Annotated in this window: 20 protein-coding genes and 1 pseudogene; 4 read left to right on the top strand and 17 right to left on the bottom strand. The window is 65.6% G+C overall.

The genetic code is table 11. The features are described 5' to 3' along the window. Positions 1-4: 4 nt before the first annotated feature. Genes QF047_RS09915 through pgl form a run of 4 tightly spaced genes read left to right on the top strand, consistent with a single transcriptional unit; the run spans position 5 to position 4,972 of the window. The gene (locus QF047_RS09915) at positions 5-1,639 is read left to right on the top strand and encodes a glucose-6-phosphate isomerase (RefSeq protein WP_307276230.1); all 1,635 of its coding nucleotides are present in this window, start codon (positions 5-7) and stop codon (positions 1,637-1,639) included. Between the two features lie 15 nt (positions 1,640-1,654). Continuing rightward, on the top strand, positions 1,655-3,226 hold the full coding sequence (gene zwf / locus QF047_RS09920; RefSeq protein WP_306633338.1) for a glucose-6-phosphate dehydrogenase: 1,572 nt from the start codon (positions 1,655-1,657) through the stop codon (positions 3,224-3,226). Further along, the gene (locus tag QF047_RS09925) at positions 3,223-4,164 is read left to right on the top strand and encodes a glucose-6-phosphate dehydrogenase assembly protein OpcA (protein ID WP_306633336.1); all 942 of its coding nucleotides are present in this window, start codon (positions 3,223-3,225) and stop codon (positions 4,162-4,164) included. Before zwf ends, QF047_RS09925 begins: the two co-directional genes overlap by 4 nt. Then, the gene (pgl, locus tag QF047_RS09930) at positions 4,154-4,972 is read left to right on the top strand and encodes a 6-phosphogluconolactonase (RefSeq protein WP_307276235.1); all 819 of its coding nucleotides are present in this window, start codon (positions 4,154-4,156) and stop codon (positions 4,970-4,972) included. The genes QF047_RS09925 and pgl overlap by 11 nt, the downstream gene beginning before the upstream one ends. On the opposite strand, the gene QF047_RS09935 is transcribed toward pgl, so the two are convergent. The 17 genes and pseudogenes from QF047_RS09935 to QF047_RS10015 form a co-directional block, all read right to left on the bottom strand. Further along, positions 4,925-5,317, bottom strand: coding sequence for an RNA polymerase-binding protein RbpA (locus tag QF047_RS09935; RefSeq protein ID WP_307276238.1), 393 nt, complete (start codon positions 5,315-5,317; stop codon positions 4,925-4,927). The two genes, pgl and QF047_RS09935, sit on opposite strands and share 48 nt — an antisense overlap. A gap of 113 nt (positions 5,318-5,430) precedes the next feature. Next, entirely contained in the window at positions 5,431-5,688 is a 258-nt protein-coding gene (gene secG / locus QF047_RS09940) for a preprotein translocase subunit SecG (protein ID WP_050055341.1), read from the bottom strand. Between the two features lie 48 nt (positions 5,689-5,736). Then, entirely contained in the window at positions 5,737-6,552 is an 816-nt protein-coding gene (gene tpiA / locus QF047_RS09945; RefSeq protein WP_307276242.1) for a triose-phosphate isomerase, read from the bottom strand. 148 nt (positions 6,553-6,700) lie between these two features. After that, entirely contained in the window at positions 6,701-7,927 is a 1,227-nt protein-coding gene (pgk, locus tag QF047_RS09950) for a phosphoglycerate kinase (protein ID WP_307276245.1), read from the bottom strand. A 10-nt stretch (positions 7,928-7,937) separates the two neighbouring features. Further along, on the bottom strand, positions 7,938-8,948 hold the full coding sequence (gene gap, locus QF047_RS09955) for a type I glyceraldehyde-3-phosphate dehydrogenase (protein ID WP_050055344.1): 1,011 nt from the start codon (positions 8,946-8,948) through the stop codon (positions 7,938-7,940). 261 nt (positions 8,949-9,209) lie between these two features. Further along, a pseudogene (locus tag QF047_RS09960) lies at positions 9,210-9,837 on the bottom strand (superoxide dismutase). Between the two features lie 99 nt (positions 9,838-9,936). Continuing rightward, complete coding sequence (whiA, locus tag QF047_RS09965; RefSeq protein WP_306633326.1) at positions 9,937-10,917, bottom strand: DNA-binding protein WhiA; 981 nt, start codon at positions 10,915-10,917, stop codon at positions 9,937-9,939. Between the two features lie 9 nt (positions 10,918-10,926). Beyond that, positions 10,927-11,943: a uridine diphosphate-N-acetylglucosamine-binding protein YvcK gene (yvcK, locus tag QF047_RS09970; RefSeq protein ID WP_307276250.1), complete on the bottom strand. Its 1,017-nt coding sequence runs from the start codon at positions 11,941-11,943 to the stop codon at positions 10,927-10,929. Continuing rightward, positions 11,943-12,866 (bottom strand): RNase adapter RapZ, encoded by a 924-nt coding sequence (gene rapZ, locus QF047_RS09975; protein WP_306633324.1) that lies wholly within the window; start codon positions 12,864-12,866, stop codon positions 11,943-11,945. Before rapZ ends, yvcK begins: the two co-directional genes overlap by 1 nt. Positions 12,867-12,976: 110 nt before the next feature. Beyond that, positions 12,977-15,061: an excinuclease ABC subunit UvrC gene (gene uvrC / locus QF047_RS09980; RefSeq protein WP_306633323.1), complete on the bottom strand. Its 2,085-nt coding sequence runs from the start codon at positions 15,059-15,061 to the stop codon at positions 12,977-12,979. Positions 15,062-15,176: 115 nt separating this feature from the next. Further along, complete coding sequence (locus tag QF047_RS09985) at positions 15,177-15,845, bottom strand: 1-acyl-sn-glycerol-3-phosphate acyltransferase (RefSeq protein WP_306633322.1); 669 nt, start codon at positions 15,843-15,845, stop codon at positions 15,177-15,179. Continuing rightward, positions 15,832-16,548, bottom strand: a complete 717-nt coding sequence (locus QF047_RS09990; RefSeq protein ID WP_306633320.1) for an HAD hydrolase-like protein — start codon at positions 16,546-16,548, stop codon at positions 15,832-15,834. Before QF047_RS09990 ends, QF047_RS09985 begins: the two co-directional genes overlap by 14 nt. Positions 16,549-16,627: 79 nt before the next feature. Beyond that, positions 16,628-19,552: an excinuclease ABC subunit UvrA gene (uvrA, locus tag QF047_RS09995; protein WP_306633318.1), complete on the bottom strand. Its 2,925-nt coding sequence runs from the start codon at positions 19,550-19,552 to the stop codon at positions 16,628-16,630. Between the two features lie 47 nt (positions 19,553-19,599). After that, a complete protein-coding gene (locus tag QF047_RS10000; protein WP_307276258.1) occupies positions 19,600-19,980 on the bottom strand; it encodes a GntR family transcriptional regulator in 381 nt (126 codons plus the stop codon). Beyond that, positions 19,977-21,698 carry an ABC transporter ATP-binding protein gene (locus QF047_RS10005; protein WP_307276260.1) on the bottom strand — a complete coding sequence of 574 codons (1,722 nt, stop codon included), beginning with the start codon at positions 21,696-21,698 and terminating at the stop codon, positions 19,977-19,979. Before QF047_RS10005 ends, QF047_RS10000 begins: the two co-directional genes overlap by 4 nt. A gap of 86 nt (positions 21,699-21,784) precedes the next feature. After that, on the bottom strand, positions 21,785-23,608 hold the full coding sequence (locus tag QF047_RS10010; protein ID WP_307276262.1) for an ABC transporter ATP-binding protein: 1,824 nt from the start codon (positions 23,606-23,608) through the stop codon (positions 21,785-21,787). Between the two features lie 151 nt (positions 23,609-23,759). Further along, positions 23,760-24,536 carry a trans-aconitate 2-methyltransferase gene (locus QF047_RS10015; RefSeq protein WP_307276264.1) on the bottom strand — a complete coding sequence of 259 codons (777 nt, stop codon included), beginning with the start codon at positions 24,534-24,536 and terminating at the stop codon, positions 23,760-23,762. Positions 24,537-24,588 lie beyond the last annotated feature (52 nt).

Raw genomic sequence — 24,588 nt, forward strand, 5'->3', positions numbered from 1 at the left:
GACTATGAGCACACTCAGCTACGAAGCCACCGGTGCCGCGCAGCAGGCACTTGACCAGCACCTTCCCGCCTTGGTGGAGGACCGGATCGCCACCCGGATCTTTGCGAAGGACCACACGCTGTGGGGTCCCGACGCCGAAGCAGAGTCGGCCATCCGCCTCGGCTGGGTTGAGGCGGCCACCGTCTCGCAGGCACTGGTGCAGGAGATCCTGGAGCTCCGCGACGCCCTCCGGGCCGAGGGTGTAACCCGCATCGTGCTTTGCGGCATGGGCGGATCCTCGCTGGCTCCTGAGGTTATCGCCGGAACCGCCGGCGTCGAGCTGACTGTGCTGGACAGCACGGACCCGGACCAGGTCCGTGCTGCCCTGGCGGACCGGCTTGCAGAGACCGCCATCGTGGTTTCCTCAAAGTCCGGTTCCACCGTTGAGACCGATTCCCAGCGGAGGGTCTTCGAGAAGGCGTTCAACGACGCCGGCCTCGATGCCGCCAGCCGGATCATCATCGTCACTGACCCCGGCTCGCCGCTGGACAAGGCCTCCCGCGAGGCCGGCTACCGGGCCGTCTTCAACGCCGACCCGAACGTCGGCGGCCGCTTCTCCGCCCTGACCGCCTTCGGCCTGGTGCCGTCCGGCCTGGCCGGCGTGGACATCCAGGCTTTCCTGGACGAGGCCGAGGAAGCAGCCGAGGTCCTCAACGAGGATGCGCCCGAGAACATCGGCCTGGCACTGGGTACCGCCCTGGGCGGTACCAGCCCGCTGCGCAATAAGATCATCATCGCCGAGGACGGTTCCGGGATTGTGGGCTTCGCCGACTGGGCCGAGCAGCTCATCGCCGAATCCACCGGCAAGCTCGGCACCGGCGTCCTGCCGGTGGTGGCAGGTCCCACCTCACCGGAGGTGTCCTCCGGCGCCGAGGACGTGCTGGTGGTCCGCCTGGTAGCCGCGGACGCCGACGTCGAACTCGGTGATAACCAGATTGCGATCGCCGGCGGGCTGGCCGCCCAGATGATGGTCTGGGAGTTTGCCACGGCCGTGGCCGGCCGCCTGCTGGGCATCAATCCGTTCGACCAGCCCGACGTTGAGGCTGCCAAGGTGGCCGCCCGCGGCCTGCTGGACGCACAGCCCGAACCCACGGCGGCGGCTTTCGTTGACGGTGCCATCGAGGTCCGTGGCGGAGAGTGGCTTGGCAGCGCAGCAACGGCCGAAGAGGCAGTGCGTGCGCTGCTGGACACCCTCGAGGCGGACAGCTACCTCAGCGTCCAGGCCTACTTCGACCGCCTGGCGTTCGCACAGCTGGAAGGCGTCCGCGATGAGCTCGCCGCCGTCACCGGCCGTCCCGTAACGTTCGGCTGGGGACCGCGCTTCCTGCACTCCACCGGGCAGTTCCACAAGGGCGGCCCGGCGATTGGTGTGTTCCTCCAGGTCACCGCGGCTTCGGCTGAAGACCTTGCCATTCCGGAGCGGCCCTTCACCTTCGGGAAGCTGATTGCCGCGCAGGCCGCTGGCGATGCCCAGGTCCTCAGTGAGCACGGGCGTCCCGTGCTTCGCCTGCACCTGACCGACCGGGCAGCCGGTGTGGCACAGTTGCAGGACATCATTGCTGCGCTGTCCGCCAGGTCAGCCTCCGTTACCGAGAGCTAAGGCACTAAAGCAACCATGCCAGAAACTGAATACGGCAGGTCGTCCGGGACCCGTCCCGGCAAACCGCTGCGTAATCCGCTGCGGGATCCGCGTGACCGCCGCCTGAACCGGATTGCCGGTCCGTCCTCGCTGGTGCTCTTCGGGGTGACCGGTGACCTTGCCCGCAAGAAGCTCATGCCGGCCGTGTATGACCTCGCCAACCGCGGGCTGCTGCCGCCCAGCTTCGCGCTGGTGGGCTTTGCCCGGCGTGAGTGGGACAAGGAGGATTTCGCCGCTGAGGTGAAGGCTTCCGTGCAGGCCTACGCACGTACGCCATTTGACGAGGCGGTGTGGAACCAGCTGTCCGAGGGCATCCGTTTTGTGCAGGGTGAGTTCGACGACGACGGCGCCTTTGAGCGTCTTGGCGAGACCATCAAGGAACTCGACGACGTCCGCGGCACCCGGGGGAACCACGCGTTCTACCTCTCGATCCCGCCGAAGGCGTTCGAGCAGGTCTGCCGGCAGCTGTCCAAGCACGGCCTGGCGCAGGCCGAAGGTGACAAGTGGCGCCGCGTGGTGATCGAGAAGCCGTTCGGGCACGACCTTGAGTCGGCGCGGAAGCTGAACGACATTGTGGAGTCGGTGTTCCCGGCCGATGCTGTGTTCCGGATCGACCACTACCTGGGTAAAGAGACGGTCCAGAACATCCTGGCGCTGCGGTTCGCGAACCAGCTGTTCGAGCCGTTGTGGAACGCCAATTATGTGGACCATGTCCAGATCACCATGGCCGAGGACATCGGCACCGGCGGCCGGGCGGGGTATTACGACGGCGTGGGCGCGGCCCGCGATGTGATCCAGAACCACCTGCTCCAGCTGTTGGCCCTGACCGCGATGGAGGAGCCCATCTCCTTCAACGCCGATGACCTCCGTGCGGAGAAGGAAAAGGTCCTCGCCGCCGTCAAGCTGCCCGAAGACCTGTCCACGCACTCTGCGCGCGGCCAGTTCGCCGGCGGCTGGCAGGGCGGGGAACAGGTCCAGGGCTACCTGGAGGAAGAGGGCATCCCTGCCGATTCCACCACAGAGACGTTCGCCGCGATCCGGGTGGACATCCACACCCGCCGCTGGTCGGGCGTGCCGTTCTACCTGCGGGCCGGCAAGCGCCTGGGCCGGCGTGTCACCGAGATCGCAGTGGTGTTCAAGCGCGCCCCCAACCTGTTGTTCCGCGACCACGGGGAGGATGACTTCGGCCAGAACGCCGTGGTGATCCGGGTCCAGCCCGATGAGGGCGTGACCATCCGGTTCGGTTCGAAGGTGCCCGGCACGCAGATGGAAGTCCGTGATGTGACCATGGACTTCGGCTACGGCCACTCGTTCACCGAATCGAGCCCCGAGGCATACGAGCGGCTGATCCTGGATGTGCTCCTGGGTGAGCCGCCGCTGTTCCCGCGGCATGAGGAAGTGGAGCTGTCCTGGAAGATCCTTGACCCGTTCGAGGAGTACTGGGAGCAGCTGAACGAACAGCCCGAACCCTACGCCCCGGGCAGCTGGGGCCCCGCCTCTGCCGATGAGCTGCTGGCCCGTGACGGACGAACCTGGAGAAGGCCATGATTGTAGACCTGCCCGACACCACCACCTCAAAGGTTTCCAAGAAGCTGATGGCACTGCGTGACCAGGGCGGCGTGATCGCGCTGGGCCGGGTGCTGACCCTTGTGGTGGTCACCAAGTCCGGGCTCGAGGAAGAAGCGATCGAGGCAGCAAACGATGCCAGCCGGGAACACCCCTGCCGCATCATCGTCCTGGCTGATGCAGGCTCCGCCGCCGAGGACAAGCTGGACGCCCAGATCCGGGTGGGCGGGGACGCCGGCGCCTCCGAGGTGATCGTACTGCGCGGCTACGGAAAGCTCGCCCACGAAAACGAATCCCTGGTGGCCGCGCTGCTGCTCCCGGACGCACCGATCGTGGCCTGGTGGCCGCACGGCGCCCCGGAGAACGCCTGCGAAACTTCCATTGGGAAGATCGCACACCGCCGGATCACAGACTCCGCCAATGAACCGGACCCGCAGGCAGCATTGGAGAGAATCCACAAAACCTACCGCGCCGGGGACACGGACCTGGCCTGGACCCGCCTGACCAACTGGCGGATCCAGCTCGCCGCCGCCCTGGACGAAGTGGACTCCTCCCCGGTAACCGCCGTCGCCGTCGAGGGTGCCTCGGACTCCCCGAGCACCATCCTCCTCGCGGCCTGGCTTACCCTCGCGCTGGAAGCACCGGTGACCATCGTGGCGGACCCGGCCGGAACCGGCATCCGCCGCGTCCGGCTCTCCCGCCCCGGCGGCGATGTCCAGCTCTTCCGCCCGGGATTGTCCGTCGCCGAATTGACCCAGCCGGGCCAGCCCGCCCAACGGATTTCGCTGCCCCGCCGCAGCCTGCGCGACTGCCTGGCCGAGGAACTGCGCCGCCTGGACCCGGATGAAGTATTTGGCGAAGTGATTACTATGGGACTGCCACGAACCAATCTAAGGAGCGTCCGACCCAGTGAGCGTTGAGCCAAGAGTAAGCATTCATCCTGATTCGTCGGTGCTGATGGCGGCCATCGCGGCCCGCCTGATTACGAAGCTTGTTGATGTGCAGGACAAGTACGGTGAAGCCACCGTGGTGCTGACCGGCGGCACGATGGGCATCGGCACGCTGAAGGCTGTTGCAGACTCTCCGGCCGCTCCCGCTGTGGACTGGTCCAAAGTGAATTTCTGGTGGGGCGACGAACGGTTCGTCGCTTCCGGCGATGCTGACCGGAACACCACGCAGGCGTATGACGCACTGCTCGCGCATATCCCGGTGGACCCTGAGCGGATCCACGAGCCCGGGTCCTCGGACCACTTCGGCAGCCCTGAGGAAGCCGCCGAGGACTACGCCCGGCGGTTGCGGGAAGCGGCAGCCGCAGAGCACGCAGCCGACATGTCCGATGACCGGCCGGAGGAGCCCTCCGCACTCCCCCGCCTGGACGTGGTCCTGCTGGGCGTAGGACCGGACGCGCACATTGCGTCACTGTTCCCCGAGCAGGCCGGCATCCGGGAGAAAGCCAACACCGTGGTGGGCGTCCGCAACTCGCCCAAGCCGCCTCCCCTGCGTGTGTCCCTCACGCTGCCGGCCATCAATACGGCGGCCGAAGTGTGGATGGTGGTGGCTGGCGAGGACAAGGCCGGCGCTGTGGGGTTGGCCCTGGCAGGTGCCAACCCTGTACAGGTCCCTGCCGCCGGTCCGCGCGGTACATCGCGGACGCTGTGGCTGATCGATGAAAACGCTGCGTCACGCGTCCCCCAGCAGCTCGTCCGGAAGGACGCTGCGGGCGCGTAGCTTTTCCACCGCTCCAGCCAGGAGGTCTTCCGCGTCCTGGCTGGAGCGACGCTCTTTAAGGTACTCCAGGTGGCTCTTGTAGCCGTCGTCAAGGATGTCCGCATCGGCGGGCGCCACGCCGTCCCGCACCGCCGCCACCCCGCAGCGCCTGCAATCCCACACGGCCGGGATCTGGTCCTCCGGGAGTTTGAAGAAGACCAACTGCGTTTCGTGCCCTTTGGCACACCAGTACGAGATCCGGATCCGTGGAAGGCTGTTCCCCTGGTCCCCGCTCTGGAGGCTGCTTCCTGTTCCTGCCGTTGCGCCCGCGCGGGTGCCCCGGAAACCTGATGTTGGATGGATCATCGGGACACCTTGCCTCTTAAAACAGAACTGTGGCTGCCGGGGAACCGACAGCCACAGTTTAGTTCGCGGACCGGCGCGGCGGCAGTGTCCGCGCAGATCGTTTTATTCGGGGATCAGGAGTCACCGCTGCCGGTGAAGCGCATAATCAGTCCCAGGGCTATGATCACGATGCCCCAGGTGACGCCGAGGATGATGGTGAACCTGTTCAGGTTCCGCTCTGCCACCCCTGAGGAGCTCAGACCTGAGCTCATGCCGCCACCGAACATGTCCGACAGTCCGCCGCCCCGTCCCTTGTGGAGGAGGATCAGCAACGTCAGCAGGAGGCTGGTGATGCCAAGGAGGATCTGCAGAATGACATGAAGAACGTCCACGACGGCCTTTCAGAAAGTTGGAATTGCGGGAGGTGCGTGCGGGACGGACTAGTCCGTCACCAGGTGACTCTCGAACCTGACAATATTAGCAAACTCGGCCGGATCCAAGCTCGCACCGCCCACCAGGAGGCCGTCCACGTCGCGTTCCTTCAGGATGGCGGCGGCGTTGTTGGCTTTGACCGAACCGCCGTACAGCAGGCGGGTCTTGGCGGCGGTGTCGGCTCCGAAGAGGGACTCAAGCTCGGCGCGGATGGCGGCGCACAGTTCCTGCGCATCTCCGGGGCCGGCAACCTCGCCCGTACCAATGGCCCAGACGGGTTCGTACGCCACCACAAGCTCGGCGGCCTGTTCCGGGCTAAGCCCGGCCACGCCGGCGCGGAGCTGGGCCAGGGTGTGCTCGACGTGCGTGCCGGCCTGGCGGATCTCCAGGCCTTCACCGACGCAGAGCACGGGAACCAGGTTGTGCTTGAAGGCAGCCTTGACCTTGGCATTGAGGACTTCGTCGGACTCGTTGTGGATGGTCCGGCGTTCGCTGTGGCCCACCAGGACGTACCGGCAGCCCAGCTTGTTCAGGAACTGGCCGGAGATGTCGCCGGTGTAGGCGCCGGAGTCGAACTGGGAAAGGTCCTGGCCGCCGTAGGCGACATCCAGGTCGTCGCCCTGGACCAGGGTCTGCACGCCGCGGAGATCGGTGAACGGCGGGAAGACCGCAACCTCAACCCGGCTGTAGTCGTGCTTGGCGTCGGAGAGCGTCCAGGCAAGTTTCTGCAGGAGGGTGATCCCCTGGACGTGGTCCATGTTCATTTTCCAGTTGCCCGCGATGAAGGGCTTGCGGTCAAAAGCGCCGTTCGTTGACGAAGTCACGTATTCTCCAAAAAAGTTCTTGATATGTGTTCGGCCGGCAGGCTGCCGCGTGGCAACCTGCCGGCCGGAGGACGAAAGATCCAGGCACCGGCAGCGGCAGGCGCCGCTGCCGGCGTACTCCTGCCCGTACTGCTGCCGGACGCTGTTTCTATCGGTTGAGGACGCTGAGCCCCGGAAGTTCCTTGCCTTCGAGGTATTCCAGGCTGGCGCCGCCGCCGGTGGAAATGTGCCCGAACTGGTCATCGGCGAACCCGAGGGTGCGGACAGCGGCGGCGGAATCGCCGCCCCCCACTACCGTGAACGCCCCGGTTTCCGTGAGCGCCTGGGCGATGGCCCGGGTGCCGGCGGAGAAGGCCTCGAATTCGAAGACACCCATGGGTCCGTTCCAGAAGACAGTCTTCGCACCCTTGATCCGCTCGGCGAAAGCAGCTGCCGAGTCGGGTCCGATGTCCAGGCCAATCCCCTGGGCGCCGAAGCTGCTGCTTTCGATGGCTTCTGCTGCCACGGTCTCGTGGGCGGCGTCAGCAGCAAACTTCTCCGCCACCACCACGTCCGTGGGCACCACAAATTCCGTGCCGGCGTCGGCTGCGCGCTTCAGGTAGTCCTGGACCACGGGGATCTGGTCTTCTTCCAGCAGGCTGGAAGCAACCTTGTGGCCAGCCGCGGCGAGGAAGGTGAACAGCATGCCGCCGCCCACCAGAATGGTGTCTGCCTTGCCGAGCAGGTTCTCGATGACAGCGAGCTTGTCTGAGACCTTTGAACCGCCGAGCACCACCACGTAGGGGCGCTGGGTGTCAGTGGTCAGCTTGCGCAGCACCTCCACCTCGGTGTGCACCAGGTCGCCCTGGTAGGACGGCAGCCGGGTGGCGACGTCGTACACGCTGGCGTGCTTGCGGTGGACGGCGCCGAAGGCGTCATCCACGTAGGCTCCGTTATCGCCAGTGAGGGCCACCAGCGCGTCAGCGAAGGCGCCGCGCTGGGCGTCGTCCTTGCTGGTTTCGCGGGCATCGAAGCGCACGTTCTCGAGGACCAGCACTTCACCGTCCTGGAGGGAGGCTGCAGCTTCCTTGGCGGAGCTGCCCACAGTGTCCGCGGCCAGGGTCACCTTGACGTCGGCCAGTTCGGCCAGGCGGGTGACCGCCGGGCGCAGGGAGTACTTTTCCTCCGGGGCGCCCTTGGGGCGTCCGAGGTGGGCTGTTACCAGCACGCGGGCACCGGCGTCCGTGAGCTTTCGCAGCACTGGCAGTGAGGCCTTGATCCGGCCGTCGTCAGTCACTGTAGAGCCGTCGAGCGGCACATTCAGGTCACTTCGAACCAGAATGTACCGCCCGCGGACACCTTCAGCGATCAGTTCGTTGAGGGTGTGAGATGTCATGTGTCTAACCCTAGCCCAGCTTGGACGCGACAAGCTCCGTAAGGTCAACGAGCCGGTTGGAGTAGCCCCATTCGTTGTCGTACCAGGAAACAACCTTGACCTGGTTGCCGATCACCTTGGTGAGGCCGGAGTCGAAGATCGACGAGGCGGGGTCGCCGACGATGTCGGAGGAGACGATGGGCTCATCGGTGTAGGTCAGGAAACCCTGGAGTTCCTCGGACTCAGCGGCACGCTTGAGGGCGGCGTTGACTTCCTCCACGGTGGTCTCACGGGAGACGGTGACGGTGAGGTCGGTGGCGGAGCCGGTGGGGACGGGAACGCGGATGGCGTAGCCGTCCAGCTTGCCCTTGAGCTCGGGCAGGACCAGGCCGATGGCCTTGGCAGCACCGGTGGAGGTGGGAACCATGTTGACGGCGGCGGCACGCGCACGGCGGAGGTCCTTGTGCGGGCCGTCCTGCAGGTTCTGGTCTGCGGTGTAGGCGTGAACGGTGGTCATCAGGCCACGCTCGATGCCGAACTCGTCGTTGACCACCTTGGCCAGCGGGCCAAGGCAGTTGGTGGTGCACGAGGCGTTCGAGATGATGTGGTGCGTTGCGTTGTCGTAGAGGTTGTGGTTGACACCCATCACGATGGTGATGTCCTCATCCGAGGCGGGGGCGGAGATCAGGACCTTCTTGGCGCCTGCATCGATGTGCTTTTGGGCATCCGCGGCCTTGGTGAAGAAGCCGGTGGATTCGATAACGATGTCCACGCCGAGCTCGCCCCACGGGAGGTTGGCGGGATCGCGCTCTGCCAGTACCTTGACGACGTTGCCGTTGACGACGATGTTGCCGTCCTTGACCTCGATGGTTTCCTTCAGGCGGCCGCCGACGGAGTCGTACTTGAACAGGTGGGCCAGGGCCTCCGGGCTGGTGAGGTCGTTGACTGCAACGATCTCCAGGTCCGCGCCCTGTGCGAGTGCTGCGCGGAAGTAGTTGCGGCCAATACGGCCAAAGCCGTTGATACCAATACGGGTCGTCACTTTTTCAGTCTCCTTGGTGCTTTCAGAAGCACAACTAGTTGAGCGGGCGTTCAAGCCAACTAACAGATCCCGCACGCCATTGGGCAGAGATGATTTACAGACGGAGGGCGACCAGCCTCATTGCTGAAGGCTAACCGCCTTCCGTGACCTATCTTACGTTTAACTGGGTCCGCCCCCGCAAGTGCGGGGGCGGACGGTCCACATTGCGGTTGGTTTAAGTCCGAATGTGAAGTTTGTTACAGGCGCGTGTAGCGCTCGTCACTACTGGAGGGTGATGAGGCCCGTGGCGTTGGTGCGTGCAGCCTCGAAGCGCTTGGCGACGTCGGCCCAGTTCACGATGTTCCAGAAGGCCTTGACGTAGTCGGCCTTGACGTTGACGTAGTCCAGGTAGAAGGCGTGCTCCCACATGTCCAGCATCAGCAGCGGGGTGGTGCCCAGCGCCGTGTTGCCCTGCTGGTCGTAGAGCTGCTCGATAACCAGGTTTCCACCGATGGGCTCGTAGGCCAGGAAGCCCCAGCCGGAACCCTGCAGGCCGAGCGCGGCTGCGGAGAACTGGGCACGGAACGCGTCGAAGGAACCAAAGGCGTCGTCAATCGCTGCTGCCAGCTCGCCTTCGGGCTTGTCGCCGCCGTCCGGGGACCAGGTTGTTCCAGAACACGGAGTGGTTGACGTGCCCGCCGGTGTGGAACGCGAGGTCCTTCGACAGCCGGTTGATGTTGGCGAAGTTACCGGACTCGCGGGCTTCGGCCAGCTGGGCCAGGGCGTTGTTGGCGCCGGCCACGTAGGTGGCGTGGTGCTTGCTGTGGTGCAGCTCCATGATGCGCGCAGAAATGTGCGGCTCCAGGGCAGCGTAGTCGTAGCTGAGTTCAGGCAGTACGTACTCGGTCACAAAATCCTCCAATATCGTGGACCCTCGGTCCGGTTGGTTTCTCTCGGATTGTGCATCCGGGCGTCTGGCACCCGGAATCTTTTTGATTCTATGGGCCTGTTACTCGTCCAGCATTTCAGGCGTCACATTGGCATCGGTTCCGGGAATTCCCAGGTCAAGGGCACGCTTGTCCGCCATGGCCAGCAGCCGGCGGATCCTTCCGGCGATGGCGTCCTTGGTCATGACGGGATCGGCCAGGCGGCCCAGTTCGTCCAGGCTGGCCTGCTTGTGCGCCACCCTCAGTTCGCCGGCGTACTTCAGGTGCTCGGGGACATCGTCGCCCAGGATCTCCAGCGCCCGGTCAACGCGGGCACCTGCGGCCACCGCGGCCTGGGCCGAGCGGCGCAGGTTGGCGTCGTCGAAGTTGGCAAGCCGGTTGGCGGTGGCGCGTACTTCCTTGCGCATCCGGCGCTCTTCCCACACCATCAGGGCATCGTGGGCGCCCATGCGGGTGAGGAGCGCCGCGATGGTGTCGCCGTCGCGGATGACTACACGGTCCACTCCCCGGACCTCGCGTGCCTTCGCCTGGATCTCGAGGCGCCGTGCCGCACCAACCAGTGCCAGCGCCGATTCCGGGCCGGGGCAGGTGACTTCCAGCGACGAGGAGCGCCCGGGTTCGGTGAGTGAGCCGTGGACCAGGAACGCGCCCCGCCACACCGCTTCGGCGTCGGCGGCAGAGCCGTTGACGACGGCGGACGGCAGCCCCCGTACGGGGCGCCCGCGGCCGTCGAGGAGCCCCGTCTGGCGGGCCAGCGCCTCGCCGTCGCGCACCACACGGACCACATAGCGGCTGGCGCGGCGCAGTCCCCCGGCCGACACCACAATGATTTCGCTCTGGTGTCCGTAGACTTCGGCGATGGCCGCGCGGAGGCGGCGGGCCGTGGAGGCCAGGTCCACTTCGGCTTCGATGACAATCCGGCCGGAAATTATGTGGAGCCCGCCGGCGAAGCGCAGCATGGCTGAGACTTCCGCTTTCCGGACTGATGACTTCTTGATATCCAGACGGGAAAGTTCTTCCTTGACTGATGCTGTCAGTGCCATGGCACCTTCCTAACTGTTCCCGAAAATGTCGTGGTACGCCGTGGCCAGACGCAGGGGGTCATGGACAGGCCGGCGGCCCGACGCCCCTACTTTACCCAAGACCACCTCGGCTCCGATCATCGCGGCGGCCTTCTCGAACTCCGGCAGGTCGGGAACCGACGCGGGGTCGGCCAGCACGACATCAACGCTGAAGTCGGGGGCGTACCGGCGCAGGACGTGAAGATGGTCGGCAGCCGTCATGCCCGACGTTTCCTTGGTGTCCGTGGCCAGGTTCATGGTGAGGAGGCGCTTGGCCGGCGTATCGCACAGCGCCTCCCGCATCTCCGGGAGCAGCAGGTGCGGCAACACGGAGGTGTACCAGGAGCCCGGTCCCAGGATCACCCAGTCCGCCAGTTCGATGGCCGAGAGCGCCTCAGCGCAGGCGGGCGCGGCTTCCGGCAGGAGGCGCACCGCTTCCAGCGAACCGGCTACGGCGCAGCGTGCCTGGCCGTGGATGGTTTGCAGCTGGGAAGTGCCGTTGGGGGCGTTGACCCGGACGTCGCCTTCGATGGTCAGCGGCTCCGTGGACATGGGCAGGACCTGGCCGCGTGCGCCGAGCAGCGCCCCCGCCCACCGGAGGCCGGCGACGGCGTCACCGAGCAGTTCCCACAGGGTAACGATCAGCAGGTTGCCGGTGGCGTGGTCGTCCAGTGAGCCGCCCGGTCCCTTTCCGGGGCGGAAACGGTGCTGCATCACGTCCCGCCACGTGCGGCCCCAGTCCGTGTCGTCGCAGAGGGCGGAGAGCGCCATCCGGAGGTCCCCCGGCGGGAGGACACCGTACTCGTCCCGCAGACGCCCGGAAGATCCGCCGTCGTCCGCTACCGTGACGATGGCCGTCAGTTCCGTGGTGAGCAGGCGCAGCGCTGAGAGGGACGCGGACAGGCCGTGCCCGCCGCCGAGTGCAACAACATTTGGCCCCTTGTCCTGCTGGTTCCCGGCTGTTCCGGCCGGTGGAACCAGCGGCAGGGCCCCTGTGAACAGCGACATTACTCGCGGCCCAGGTCCCGGTGCGTGGTGGTCACGGTGACCCGGGGGAACTGGGCCAGCTTCTTGGAAAGTTCGACGGCGACCGCCACCGAGCGGTGTTTGCCGCCGGTGCAGCCCACGGCGATGGTGGCATAGTGCTTGTTCTCGCGGCGGTAGCCGTCCAGGACGGGTTCCAGCGCCATCACGTAGCGGTCCACGAAGTTCTTGACCCCTTCGGCTTCGAGGACGTAGTCGCTGACGTCCTTGTCCAGCCCGGTGTGCGGGCGCAGCTGGGGCACCCAGTGCGGGTTGGGGATGAACCGGACGTCTGCCACGTAGTTTGCGTCGACGGGCAGGCCGTACTTGAAGCCGAAACTCATGACGTTCAGCCGCAGGGCCACCGGCCCTGTTTCGCTGAAGAGTTCGGTGATCGCGGTGGCGAGGCCGTGGACGTTGTAGCCCGAGGTGTCCAGGACGACGTCGGAGCTGTCGCGCAGTTCCTGCAGCAGCTCCCGTTCGGCGGCGATGCCGTCGAGGATGCGGCCGCCGGCCTGCAGGGGATGCGGCCGGCGTCCCTGTTCGAACCTCCGGACCAGCACGTTGTCGCTGGCGTCGAGGAAAAGGACCCGGAAGGTGACGCCGCTGGCGGCCAGGGCTCCAAGGGCCGCGCGGATGTCCGCAAAGAGGCCCTTGCTGCGGACGTCGATGACCACGGCCAGCCGGGGGATGGACTGCGGTGCATGCGAGACGAGTTCGGCGAGGGTGCCCAGCATCTGCGGCGGCAGGTTTTCCACGACGTACCAGCCGTGGTCCTCCAGCGCGTCCGCAGCTGTGCTCCGCCCCGCTCCGGACATCCCGGTGACCACCAGCAGTTCCGCTTCGAGCGGCTTGACGGGTTGCATCCCGTCCTCCCCTGCTCCGGATTCCGCCGTTGTGTCTGCCATTAAGTCCGCCCCGTTTCGTCAGTTGCCTGGTGGGGTGGCCCGCGTTGGCCCGCACCCCTCCCCAACCCTAGCTAAGAATCTTCGAACTCCGCTAAGTTTCAGCGGTGTCACTAGGATTCGATGACTTCACCGGTGGTCATGTTGATGGCAGGTACGGTGGCTGCCTCCGGTCCGGCGGCCGAGAAATGGTTCACGATGGCGCCCGCGAGGGCAGGTCCGATCCCCTTCGCTTCGGAAAGTTCTTCCGCGGAGGCCGACTTGACTCCCTTCACGGATCCGAAGTGCGCCAGGAGGGCCTTCCGCTTGGAGGCGCCGAGACCCGGTACCCCGTCAAGGGCGGAGACGGTCATGGCCTTGCCCCGCTTTTGCCGGTGGAACGAGATCGCGAACCGGTGGGCCTCATCCCGGATGCGCTGCAGCAGGTACAGGCCCTGGGATGTCCGCGGCAGGATCACCGGGAAGTCGCTGTCCGGCAGCCAGACTTCCTCCAGCCGCTTGGCGAGGCCCACCACGTATACGTCGTCGATGCCGAGGTCGGCGAGGGCGCGGGCCGCTGCGTTAACCTGGGGCTTGCCGCCGTCCACCACCACCAGGTTGGGCGGGTAGGCGAACTTGGCCCGGGGAGCGGGCGTGGTGGTGTCCAGCAGGGCGCTGTCGAATCTGGTTTCTGCCTTGCTGTGGTCTGCGGAGGTGGTTTCTGCCGGGATGGGGTCTGGGTAGCCGGGTTCGGCCTGGCCAGCGCCTGCGGCGTCAAGCTCACTCGTGTTCAGGACGGATTCGTCCACCTGCGCCGACTTGTCCTTCAGGTAGTGCCGGAACCGCCGGGTCAGGACATCGTGCATGGCAGCGGTGTCATCGGAGGCCGCGGCCCCGGTGATGGAGAATTTCCGGTAGTCGGATTTCTTCGGCAGCCCGTCCTCCACCACCACCATGGACGCCACCACGTTGGTGCCCTGAACGTGCGAGACGTCAAAGCATTCGATCCGCAGCAGTGGTACGGGCAGGTCCAGCGCCTCCTGGAGTTCCTGCAGCGCCTGGGACCTGACGGTGATGTCGCCGGCGCGCCGCGTCTTGTGGAGCTTGAGGGCATGTTCGGCGTTTTCGCGGACCGTGGACATCAGCGCGGCTTTGTCCCCGCGCTGAGGCACGCGGATGTCCACCTTCGCGCCGCGCATGCCGCCGAGCCATTCCGTGAGCTCCGCCTGGTTGCTGGGCGCAACGGGAACCAGGACTTCGCGGGGCAGCCTGCCATGGCTTTGCCCTTCGTCCCCGTACACCTGCTGCAGGAGGTGCTCCACCAGGTCCGGCGTGGTGGAATCCTCCACCTTCTCCACCACCCAGCCGCGCTGGCCGCGGATCCGGCCGCCACGGACATGGAATACCTGGACGGCGGCTTCCAGTTCGTCCTCGTGGAGGGAAAAGACGTCAGCGTCGGTGTCTTCCGCGAGCACCACCGCGTTCCGTTCAAAGACCTTCCGGAGCGCGGTGATGTCATCGCGCAGGCGGGCGGCCCGCTCGTAGTTCAGCTCGGACACCGCTTCCGCCATCTGCTTTTCCAGCTTGCTGATGAAGCGTTTGGCTTCGCCGCCCATAAAGGCGCAGAAATCCTCCGCCAGGTCCCGGTGGTCGTCCGCGGAGATCCGGCCCACGCAGGGGGCGGAGCACTTATCGATGTAGCCGAGCAGGCAGGGCCTGCCGCTGGCCTCGGCGCGCTTGAACACGCCGGCACTGCAGCTGCGGACCGGGAAGACGCGCAGGAGGGTATCCATGGTTTCCCGGATGGCTCCGGCGGTGTACGGGCCGAAATAGCGGGTGCCCTTACGCTTGTCTCCGCGCATCACCTGCACCCGCGGATACTTTTCGCCCATGGTCACGGCGAGGTAGGGGTACGTCTTGTCGTCACGGAAGACGACGTTGAACCGCGGTTTGAATTCCTTGATCCACGTGTATTCCAGCTGCAGCGACTCCAGCTCGCTGCCCACCACTGTCCATTCCACGCTGCTGGCGGCATGGACCATGGCATACGTCTTGGGCAGGAGCCCGGCCGGGTTGGCGAAGTACGAGTTCAGCCGGGAGCGGAGGCTCTTCGCCTTGCCCACATAGATAACCCTGCCGTTGGGGTCGCGGAACCGGTACACCCCCGGATTGGTGGGAATCTCGCCCGTTTGGGGCCGGTAACTTGCTGGATTTGCCACCTATCCATTCTACTGAGGCACGCGGGGTGCAGTGGCCAGCAGCGTGGGATGATCTGCCGGCCTGCGCAGGCGGGGCCGTACGGGGCAAGAGGAGGCAGCAGTTCCTCCGGTCCCGCTACTCGATGGTTTTGCTCTGGTTGTAGCTGGAGGAGCGTTCCTGGCCGCTGAGTTCGGCGATCGCGTCCATCACGCGGTCCGTCACTTCCCGGCGGGCCGGCAGCGAATGGTCCGGGCCCGTCTTGTCGAAGTACAGGGGCTCCCCCACCTTCATGATGAAGTGCTGCGGCCGGACACCGCTTTCACCGGCGCGCTGCAGGTTTTCGGTCCCGATGAGGCCCACCGGGATCACAGGGGCGCCAGTGGTCAGCGCCAGCCAGCCCACGCCGGTGCGTCCGCGGTAGAGGATGCCGTCCCTGGACCGGGTGCCTTCGGGATAGATGCCGATCCCCTTGCCGGACTCCAGGATGTCCATGAGCGTTTTGAGCGCCTGCACGCTGGCGGCCTGCTCCCCGCGTTCCACGGGTATGGAGCCCACGGATTCGAAGAACGCTTTCATGACCTTGCCCTTGGCGCCGCCGGTGGTGAAGTACTCGGCCTTCGCAAAGAACGCGACCGGGCGGGGCATCAGTGCCTGGACAATGACACTGTCAAAAAACGAGAGGTGGTTGGGGGCCACAATGAAGGGGCCGTCGGCGGGAACATTTTCCAAGCCGACGACGGTGGGCCGGCAGGTGCCGGAGATCAGGGTCCGCGTGGTCCAGCGGACAGCGTCAAACAGTGCCATCGTTGGTCACCCCGCTCATCGCGGCCGCGTGAACGGCTTCAAGGCGATCGATGGTGGTCACCAGCTCGCTGGCGGTCTCCACTACGGCAACGGCGCCGGCGGACTCCAGTTCCCCGTTGGGGGCAAATCCCCAGGCGACTCCAATGCAGTCCAGGCCGTTGGCAAGGGCACCGGCGACGTCCTGCGCGCGGTCTCCTACCATCAAGGCGTGTTGCGTGCCCAGGTCCTTGAGGGCGGCAGCGATGATCTCCGTCTTTCCGAGCGGAACACCTTCCACGGCGGACTCGTCATCTGCCGAACCGTGGATCCCCTCGAACATCCCGTCGATCCCGTGGTAGCCCAGGACCGTGCGGGCCAAACCCTGGGGTTTCTGAGTGGCCACGGAAATCGGCCGGCCTGCCGCGGCGAATTGCTCCAGGACTTCGAGGACGCCCGGATAAAGGCGGCTCTGGCCGATCCCCGTGGCCACGTAGTACTCCCGGTAGCGGCGGATAACGTCGTCCAGGAGTTCGGCCGGAACCCGGGCCACGTTCAGCAGGGAATCGCTCAGCTTCGGGCCGATCATTGCTTCGAGCAGGTCCTGGCCGGGAACCGGAAGCCCCAGCCCCTGCAGGGCGGCAGCAATTCCATCTGTTATCCCACCGGCCGGGTCGACAAGAGTGCCGTCCAGGTCAAAGATCACGGGCACTGTTGTTTGAGTCACCGGGTTAGTTTCTCATGACAGCACTGATGCCTGAAACTCGCATTCCCGCCACGGAATATTTCCCGCAGGGCGGAGCGGTCTACGGCAGTATCTCGGCGAGGAAAGCTGCCGTGTGGCTGTCAGTGGACTTGGCGATCTGCTCGGGCGTGCCGGCAGCGACAACCTGGCCGCCCCCCGAACCGCCGTCCGGACCAAGATCCACAATCCAGTCAGCACTCTTGATGACGTCCAGGTTGTGTTCGATCGTGATCACCGTGTTGCCCTTGTCCACCAGGCCCTGCAGCACCATCAGCAGCTTGCGGATGTCCTCGAAGTGCAGGCCCGTGGTGGGCTCATCCAGGACATAGACGCTACGACCGTTTGACCGCTTCTGCAGTTCGGCTGCCAGCTTGACGCGCTGGGCCTCGCCGCCGGACAGCGTAGTGGCAGGCTGGCCGAGCCGGACATACCCCAGGCCCACGTCAACCAGCGTGTTCAGGTGACGCGCGATTGGGGAGAACGCCGCGAAGAACTCTGCGCCTTCCTCGATGGGCATGTTCAGCACATCCGCAATTGTTTTGCCCTTGTAATGGACTTCCAGCGTTTCGCGGTTGTAGCGCGCGCCATGGCAAACCTCACAGGGCACGTAAACGTCCGGCAGGAAGTTCATCTCGATCTTCAGCGTTCCGTCACCGGAGCATGCCTCGCACCGCCCGCCCTTGACGTTGAAGGAGAAGCGTCCGGGCATGTAGCCGCGGACCTTAGCTTCGGTGGTCTCCGCGAAGAGCTTGCGGATGTTGTCAAAGACGCCGGTGTAGGTGGCCGGGTTGGAGCGTGGCGTCCGGCCGATGGGGCTCTGGTCAACGTGCACCACCTTGTCCAGGTGTTCCAGGCCCTGGACCGTTTTATGCCGGCCGGCCACCTGCTTGGCGCCGTTGAGCTTGTTGGCCAGCACCTTGTACAGGATTTCGTTGACCAGCGTGGATTTGCCGGAACCGCTGACGCCGGTCACGGCGGTGAAGAGGCCCAGCGGGAACGCGGCGTCGACGTTCAGGAGGTTGTTCTCCCGGGCGCCCACCACCTTCAGTTCACGCTTTTTGTCGTACTTCCGGCGCTTCTTGGGGATCTCGATCTTCCTGCGCCCGGACAGGTAGTCCCCCGTCAGCGAGGCGGTGTTCTCCAGCAGGTCCTTGTACGAGCCGGAGTGGACCACCTGGCCGCCGTGTTCGCCGGCGCCCGGTCCAATGTCCACCACCCAGTCGGCCACGTGGATGGTGTCTTCGTCGTGCTCCACCACAATGAGGGTGTTGCCCATGTCGCGGAGCCTGGTCAGGGTGTCGATGAGGCGGCGGTTGTCCCGCTGGTGCAGCCCGATGGACGGTTCGTCCAGCACGTACAGGACGCCCACCAGGCCGGAACCGATCTGCGTGGCCAGGCGGATGCGCTGGGCCTCGCCGCCGGACAGCGTGGCTGACGGCCGTTCGAGGTTCAGGTATTCCAGCCCGACGTCCAGCAGGAAGGTCAGCCGTGCCTGGATCTCCTTCAGGACCTGATGTGCGATCTGGGCTTCGCGGCCGGTCAGCACGAGGTTGTTCAGGAAATCAGCGCAGTCACGCATGGGAAGGGCGGCGACGTCGGCAATCGACTTTCCGTTGATGAGCACGGACAGGGAGGCAGGATTGAGGCGGGCGCCGTTGCAGGCGGGGCACGGAATCTGCCGCATGTACTCTTCGTAGCGGTCGCGGGCCCATTCGGAGTCCGTCTCGCCGTGCTTCCGGTGGACGTACTGGATGGCACCTTCAAAGCCGGTGCTGTATTTCCGTTCCCGGCCGAACCGGTTCCGGTACTGCACCACCACCTTGTGGTCCTTGCCGTGCAGGACCGTCTGGCGGACATCGCTGCCCAGCTTCTCCCATGGCGTATCCATGGAGAACCCGAGTTCTTTCGCGAGGCCCTCCAGGAGCCTGTTCCAGTACTCCGTGGTGGCAGTACCCAGGGACCAGGGGGCGATGGCGCCCTCGGACAGCGAAAGCTCGGGATTGGGGACGATGAGTTCCTCGTCCACCTCCAGCTTGGTGCCGATGCCGCTGCACGCCGCGCACGCGCCAAAGGGGTTGTTGAAGGAGAACGACCGCGGCTCGATTTCGTCGATGGCCAGGGGATGTTCGTTGGGGCAGGCGAGGTTCTCGGAGAAGGCGCGGAGCCGGTGGGGATCATCGGCCTCCAGGTCCACGAATTCGGCGAGGACCCTGCCCTCGGCAAGGCCAAGGGCGGTTTCGATGGAGTCGGTGAGGCGCTGGCTGATGCCTTCCTTGACCACCAGGCGGTCCACCACCACTTCGATGGTGTGTTTGAACTGCTTGCCCAGCTTGGGCGGGTCGTTGAGCTGGACGAGGTCTCCGTCCACCCGGGCGCGGGAGTAGCCCTTGGCCGTGAGTTCCTTGAAGAGATCGACAAACTCCCCCTTCCGGCCGCGGACCACGGGGGCGAGGACCTGGAAACGGGTTCCCTCGTCCAGCTCCAGCAACTGGTCCACGATCTGCTGCGGCGTTTGCTTGGCTACCGGCTCCCCGCAGACAGGGCAGTGCGGCCGGCCGACGCGCGCCCAGAGCAGGCGCATGTAGTCGTAGATCTCGGTGATGGTTCCCACAGTGGAGCGGGGGTTCTTGCTGGTGGACTTCTGGTCGATGGAGACGGCCGGGGAGAGCCCCTCGATGAAGTCGACGTCGGGCTTGTCCACCTGGCCCAGGAACTGGCGGGCGTACGCGGAGAGCGACTCGACGTAGCGGCGCTGGCCCTCGGCGAAAATGGTGTCGAAGGCGAGGGATGATTTGCCGGAGCCGGACAACCCTGTGAAGACGATCATTGCGTCCCGAGGCAGGTCCAGGTCCACGTTGCGCAGGTTGTGCTCCCGTGCGCCCTTGACCACAAGGCGGGACAGGTCCGGGCGCTTTGGTGTGGCGGATCGGGCGGGCGAAACGACAACGGATTGGAGGGCAGATTCTTCAGCTACGGCTTTAGGCACCCACTAATGCTAATCGAAAATTTCTTCGAACACCCACGCGGGGGCTCTCAGGAGCCGTCGTAAGCTGCGGCCAGCAGCTGCACAGCCTCGGCGAACGATGCGCCCTGTGCCTTGGCTGCCGCCGCATACTCTGCGGCCGCAGCGGACAGCCCGCCCAAGCGTTCGTCGCGGGCGCAGACGACGGTGCCGTTCCGTCCCCGGGTGGCCACGACGCCGGCAGCCTCCAGTTCCTTGTAGGCCCTGGCTACGGTATGGGGTGCGACGTCCAGCCGTTCCGCAAGGGAGCGCACGGCCGGCAGCCGGGTTCCCGGCGGAAGCTTTCCGCCGTCGGCCAGATGGATCACCTGGAGCCGCAGCTGCTCGAACAGCGGCACCGAACTGGCTGTATTGGGCTTCCAGGCCCCCGGGAAGTCGGCCGCCGTTTTCAAATGCCGGCCTCGAGCACGCCGCTGCGCCCCGCCTGCAGGGAGAACTGGGCGTTGTAGAGGCGCGTGTAATAGCTGTTGGCATCGAGGAGGTCCTGGTGGGTGCCCTGCTCGACAATGCGTCCGTGGTCCATGACCAGAATTAGATCAGCGTCGCGCACCGTGGACAAACGGTGCGCAATAACAAAGCTGGTCCGGCCGCGGCGCAACCGCCGCATGGCGTGACGGATCAGCAGCTCCGTTCTTGAATCCACTGAACTTGTTGCCTCATCGAGGATCTGGACGGCGCGGGCCGCCAACTGCGCCCGGGCAATGGTGATCAGCTGCCGCTGGCCCTGGCTCAGCCCGTCACCACCGTTTTCCAGCACTGTGTCATAACCATGCGGCAGCGACCTTACAAAGCGGTCCACATAGCTCGCCTGGGCCGCCGCCAGGATGTCCGCCTCGGACGCTCCCGGGCTTCCATAGACGATGTTTTCGCGGATAGTACCTCCGAAGAGCCAGGCGTCCTGCAGCACTACACCGAACTGCGCCCGCAGGAGGTCCCGGCGAAAGGCCGCAACATCGGCTCCGTCGATAGTGATCCGCCCGGAATGCGGCTCGCAAAAGCGCAGGAGAAGGTTGATGACAGTGCTCTTGCCGGCCCCCGTGTGCCCCACGATCGCCACCGTCTCGCCCGGTTCCACCGTAAAGGAGAGGTTGCGCACCGCCGGGGCGGCATCCTTATAACCGAACGTCACATCATGGAATTCAATGCGGCCCCGCCCCTGGACAACAGCGTCCGCTGGCGGTTCATCGGGTGGCTCCTCCTCAGTATCGAGCAGGGCGAAGACGCGGGCCGCCGACGCCGCGCAGGACTGCATGAGGTTGAGCATTCCGCCGATCTGGCCCACGGGCTGGGTAAAAAGCCTGCTGAACTGGATAAAAGCCTGGATGCCGCCGATGGTCATGGCGCCGGCGATGACCTGGAGGGCACCCACCACCGCCACGGCGATGTAGCTGAGGTTGGACATCAGGACCATCAGCGGCTGCACGACGCCTGCCGAGTACTGCGCTTTGGTGGCCGCGCGCGCCAGGCGCTCGTTGCTCCGGGCAAAGACGTCCGCCGCGGGCGCCTGCCGCCCGAAGGCCTTGATGACCTCATGGCCGGTGACGAACTCCTCCACGTGCGCGTTCAATTCACCTGTTTCGGTCCACTGCCTGTCGAAGTGCGCCTGGGATTTCCGGGCCACCTGCACGGTGATCAAGGTGGACAACGGGACCGTGGCAATCGCGATGGCAGCCAGCACGGGCGAGATCCACAACATCATGGCCAGCGAGCCGCACAGCATCAGCACGGACATGATGAGTTGCGTCAGGAGCTGGTTCAAGGCCTGGGTGATGTTGTCGATGTCGTTCGTGGCACGGCTCAGGACGTCCCCCCTGGACCGCTCCCGGAAGTATGTGACGGGCAGCCGGTGCAGTTTTTCCTCCACGGACCCCCGGAGTCCGTACATTAAGCCCTGTACGGAGTGGGCAGCGAGTGCCCCCTGGATCCAGTTGAAAAGGGAAGCCCCCACGTAAGCCAGTGCTACCGCCGCCAGGATGACCCCGAGCCGCTCCTGGTCCAGGTCCTGGCGGACGACGCCCTCCACCACAACGTCCGTGGCGTCACCCAGATACTTTGGTGCGGCGACGTTAAGCACGGCGAACGCGCAGGTGGCCGCAACTGCCCCAAGCATGTGCCGCCGGAAAGGCCGGAGCAAACCAAGTAGCCGGCGGGCGGTGGGCCAGAACCTTTCCGCCGTCCCGGCGGCTGGCGCCGCGGTCACCCGCGGCCGTCCAGGGCCAGCTGCGATTCCGCTATTTCCCGGTAGGTGGGGGATGTCTCCAGCAACTCCTGGTGGGTTCCCTGGGCTACCAGCCGCCCGCCGTCAAGCACCAGGATCAGCGCGGCGCCAACAACTGCGGAGATCCGTTCCGCCACCACAATGACCGTGGCCGCCGCCAGTGTTGACTGGAGAGCCTGCCTCAGCCTGGTATCGGTGTCGTAGTCCAGCGCCGAAAAACTGTCGTCAAAGAGGTACAGCGGAGCCTTGCGCAGCAGCGCCCGGGCAATACACAGCCGCTGCCTCTGGCCGCCGGAAAGGTTGGTGCCGCCCTGGCCCAGCGGCGTAGCGAGCCCCAGCGGCAGGTCCCGCATGAAGCGCATGGTCTGGGCGGTTTCAAGGGCCTCCCAAATTTCTCCGTCGGTTGCGTCAGGTTTTGCCATCCGGAGGTTGTCCCCGATGGTCCCGGTGAAGAGGTGCGACCGCTGCGGAACAATCGCCATGGATGCCCGGAGGCTATCCAGGGACACGTCCTTAATGTCCACCCCGCCGAGGCTGATATGCCCGGCCGTGGAATCCAGGAAGCGCGGAATCAGGTTGAGGAGGGTCGATTTTCCGCTGCCGGTCGAGCCGACGATGGCTGTCATGGTGCCCGGACGTGCGGTAAAGCTGACGCCGGCGAAGACCGGCGCCTCCGCTCCGGCATAGGAGAAGGAGACCCCGCTAAACTCGAGCACCGCCGGCAGGGCCCGCTGCGGCCGCCGGGCGTCCCCGGCGGCGGCATCCTGCAGCGGGACGGGCTGCAGCGCATCCGCAGCCGGGGGAAGAGGCTCCAGGAACAGGGACTGGGGGTTCCGCGGCTGGCGCACGGATGGCTCAGTATCCAGGACGGCCCCGATCCGCTCCGCGCTGACCGTTGCACGGGGCGCCGTCATGAGGACGTACATGGACATCATGATCGCCAGCAGGATCTGCAGGATGTAGGCAATGAAGGCCGTCAGTGCACCGATGTTCATCAGGCCGCTCTGGATCCGGTGCCCGCCGAACCACACCACCGCCACCGAGGAGATGTTCACCACGAGCATGACCAGCGGGAGCATGCCGGCCACCAGGAGCGCGGACTGGAGGTTGTTGGCGGTGAGGCTGCTGTTGACCCGGGCGAAGCGGCGGACTTCATGGTTTTGGCGCACAAAGGAACGGATCACAGTGGCGCCGATGATTTGCTCCCTGAGGATGCCACCCGCCCGGTCCAGCAGTTCCTGGCCTTCGCGGTAAAGCGGAATCAACCGCCGGACAATGAGGTACATGATCAGCAGGAGCAGGGGCACAATAACGATCACCACCGACGACAATGCCAGGTCCTGCTGCAGGGCCAGGACCACCCCGCCTACCCCCATGGCCGGACCCGCCACCAGCATGGTGAACACCAGCACAGCGAAGGCCTGGATCTGCTGGGTATCGTTGGTGGCCCGCGTGGTCAGGCTCTGGGTTCCGAAGACGGCAACATCCTGCGAAGACAGCGACTGGATCCTGGCAAAAATTTCACCGCGGAGCTGTTGGCCGATCTTCATGGCGACCACGGCAGCAAGGTAGCCCGCTGCTATGGCGGCCGCGGCCTGCAGGACGGCGATCAGCGCCATCACCACGCCCAGGCGCGAGATGACGGCAGTGTTGCCTGCCACGATGCCGTCGTCGACAATTGCGGCATTAACGGTGGGCAGCAGGAGGTTGGCAGCGGCCTGGACCAGTTGCAGCAGAACGACGGCGGCAATCCGGGCTTTCTGGCCCTCCAGCAGCCGCCTCATCAAAGCGATCAGCACCATACCTCCACTGCGGTTGGGGACGCCGGCTGGGGCAGCTGGCGGCCGGACCCCCACCGGCCAATTCCGCCATTGTAAGGCACATCACTTTCATCTGCTGTCATGCGACATGACTTACTTGTAGAGAACGTCCAACGAATGGAGTTGTGGCCTGCTATCCCTTGCGTCCCACAGTGAAGATTCTGCGGAAAGGGAATACCGTGCCGTGGGCGGTCGGTGGGTAGGCCTCGCGCAGCGCTGCGGCATATTCAACTTCAAATTTTCTGCCGTCTTCCGGTGACAGGACTGCCAGGACGGGGCGAAGCGCCGTGCCCCGCACCCACTCCAGCACCGGGTCCGGGCCGGGCAGCACCTGCTGGTAAGTGGTCTCCCACGCATCGGCCGTGAATCCAGCGTCGAGCAGGATCCGGAGGTACTCCGCGGGCTCGCCCACCGACTCCCCGCCCCGCAGCACTCCGCGCAGCTTCGGCTCCCAGCGGGATGATTGGGCCAGCCCCCGCATCAGCGCGTGGGAGGGGGCATCGAAGTTTCCGGGAACCTGCATGGCAAACCAGGCGCCCGGCCGAAGCACCGCCAGCCACTTCCGCATCATGTCCTGGTGGCCGGGCACCCACTGCAGTGCCGCGTTGCTCACCACCACATCCGCCTCGGGGGACGGCATCCAGTCGGCGATATCCATCAATTCGAAACGCAGGGATGGTGTTCCCTCCGCCACAGCCGCCGCCTTGCCGAGCATCTCGGCCGAGGAATCAACGCCGACGACGTCGGCCCCCGGCCAGCGCTCGACCAAGGTGGCGGTGAGGTTTCCCGGACCGCACCCCAGGTCCACCACCTGCACCGGCCGGTCAGCGTGGACCCTGCCCGTGAGGTCGAAGAACGGGCGGTCCCGGTAATCGCCGAACTGCACGTACTTTGCCGGATCCCATTTCATGCTTGTCTCCACTGTCTGGTGCCGCAGGTACCGTCGAAGCCTAACCCGCGGC

It is taken from the genome of Arthrobacter sp. W4I7 (genome assembly GCF_030816215.1).
Lineage (GTDB): Bacteria > Actinomycetota > Actinomycetes > Actinomycetales > Micrococcaceae > Arthrobacter > Arthrobacter siccitolerans_A.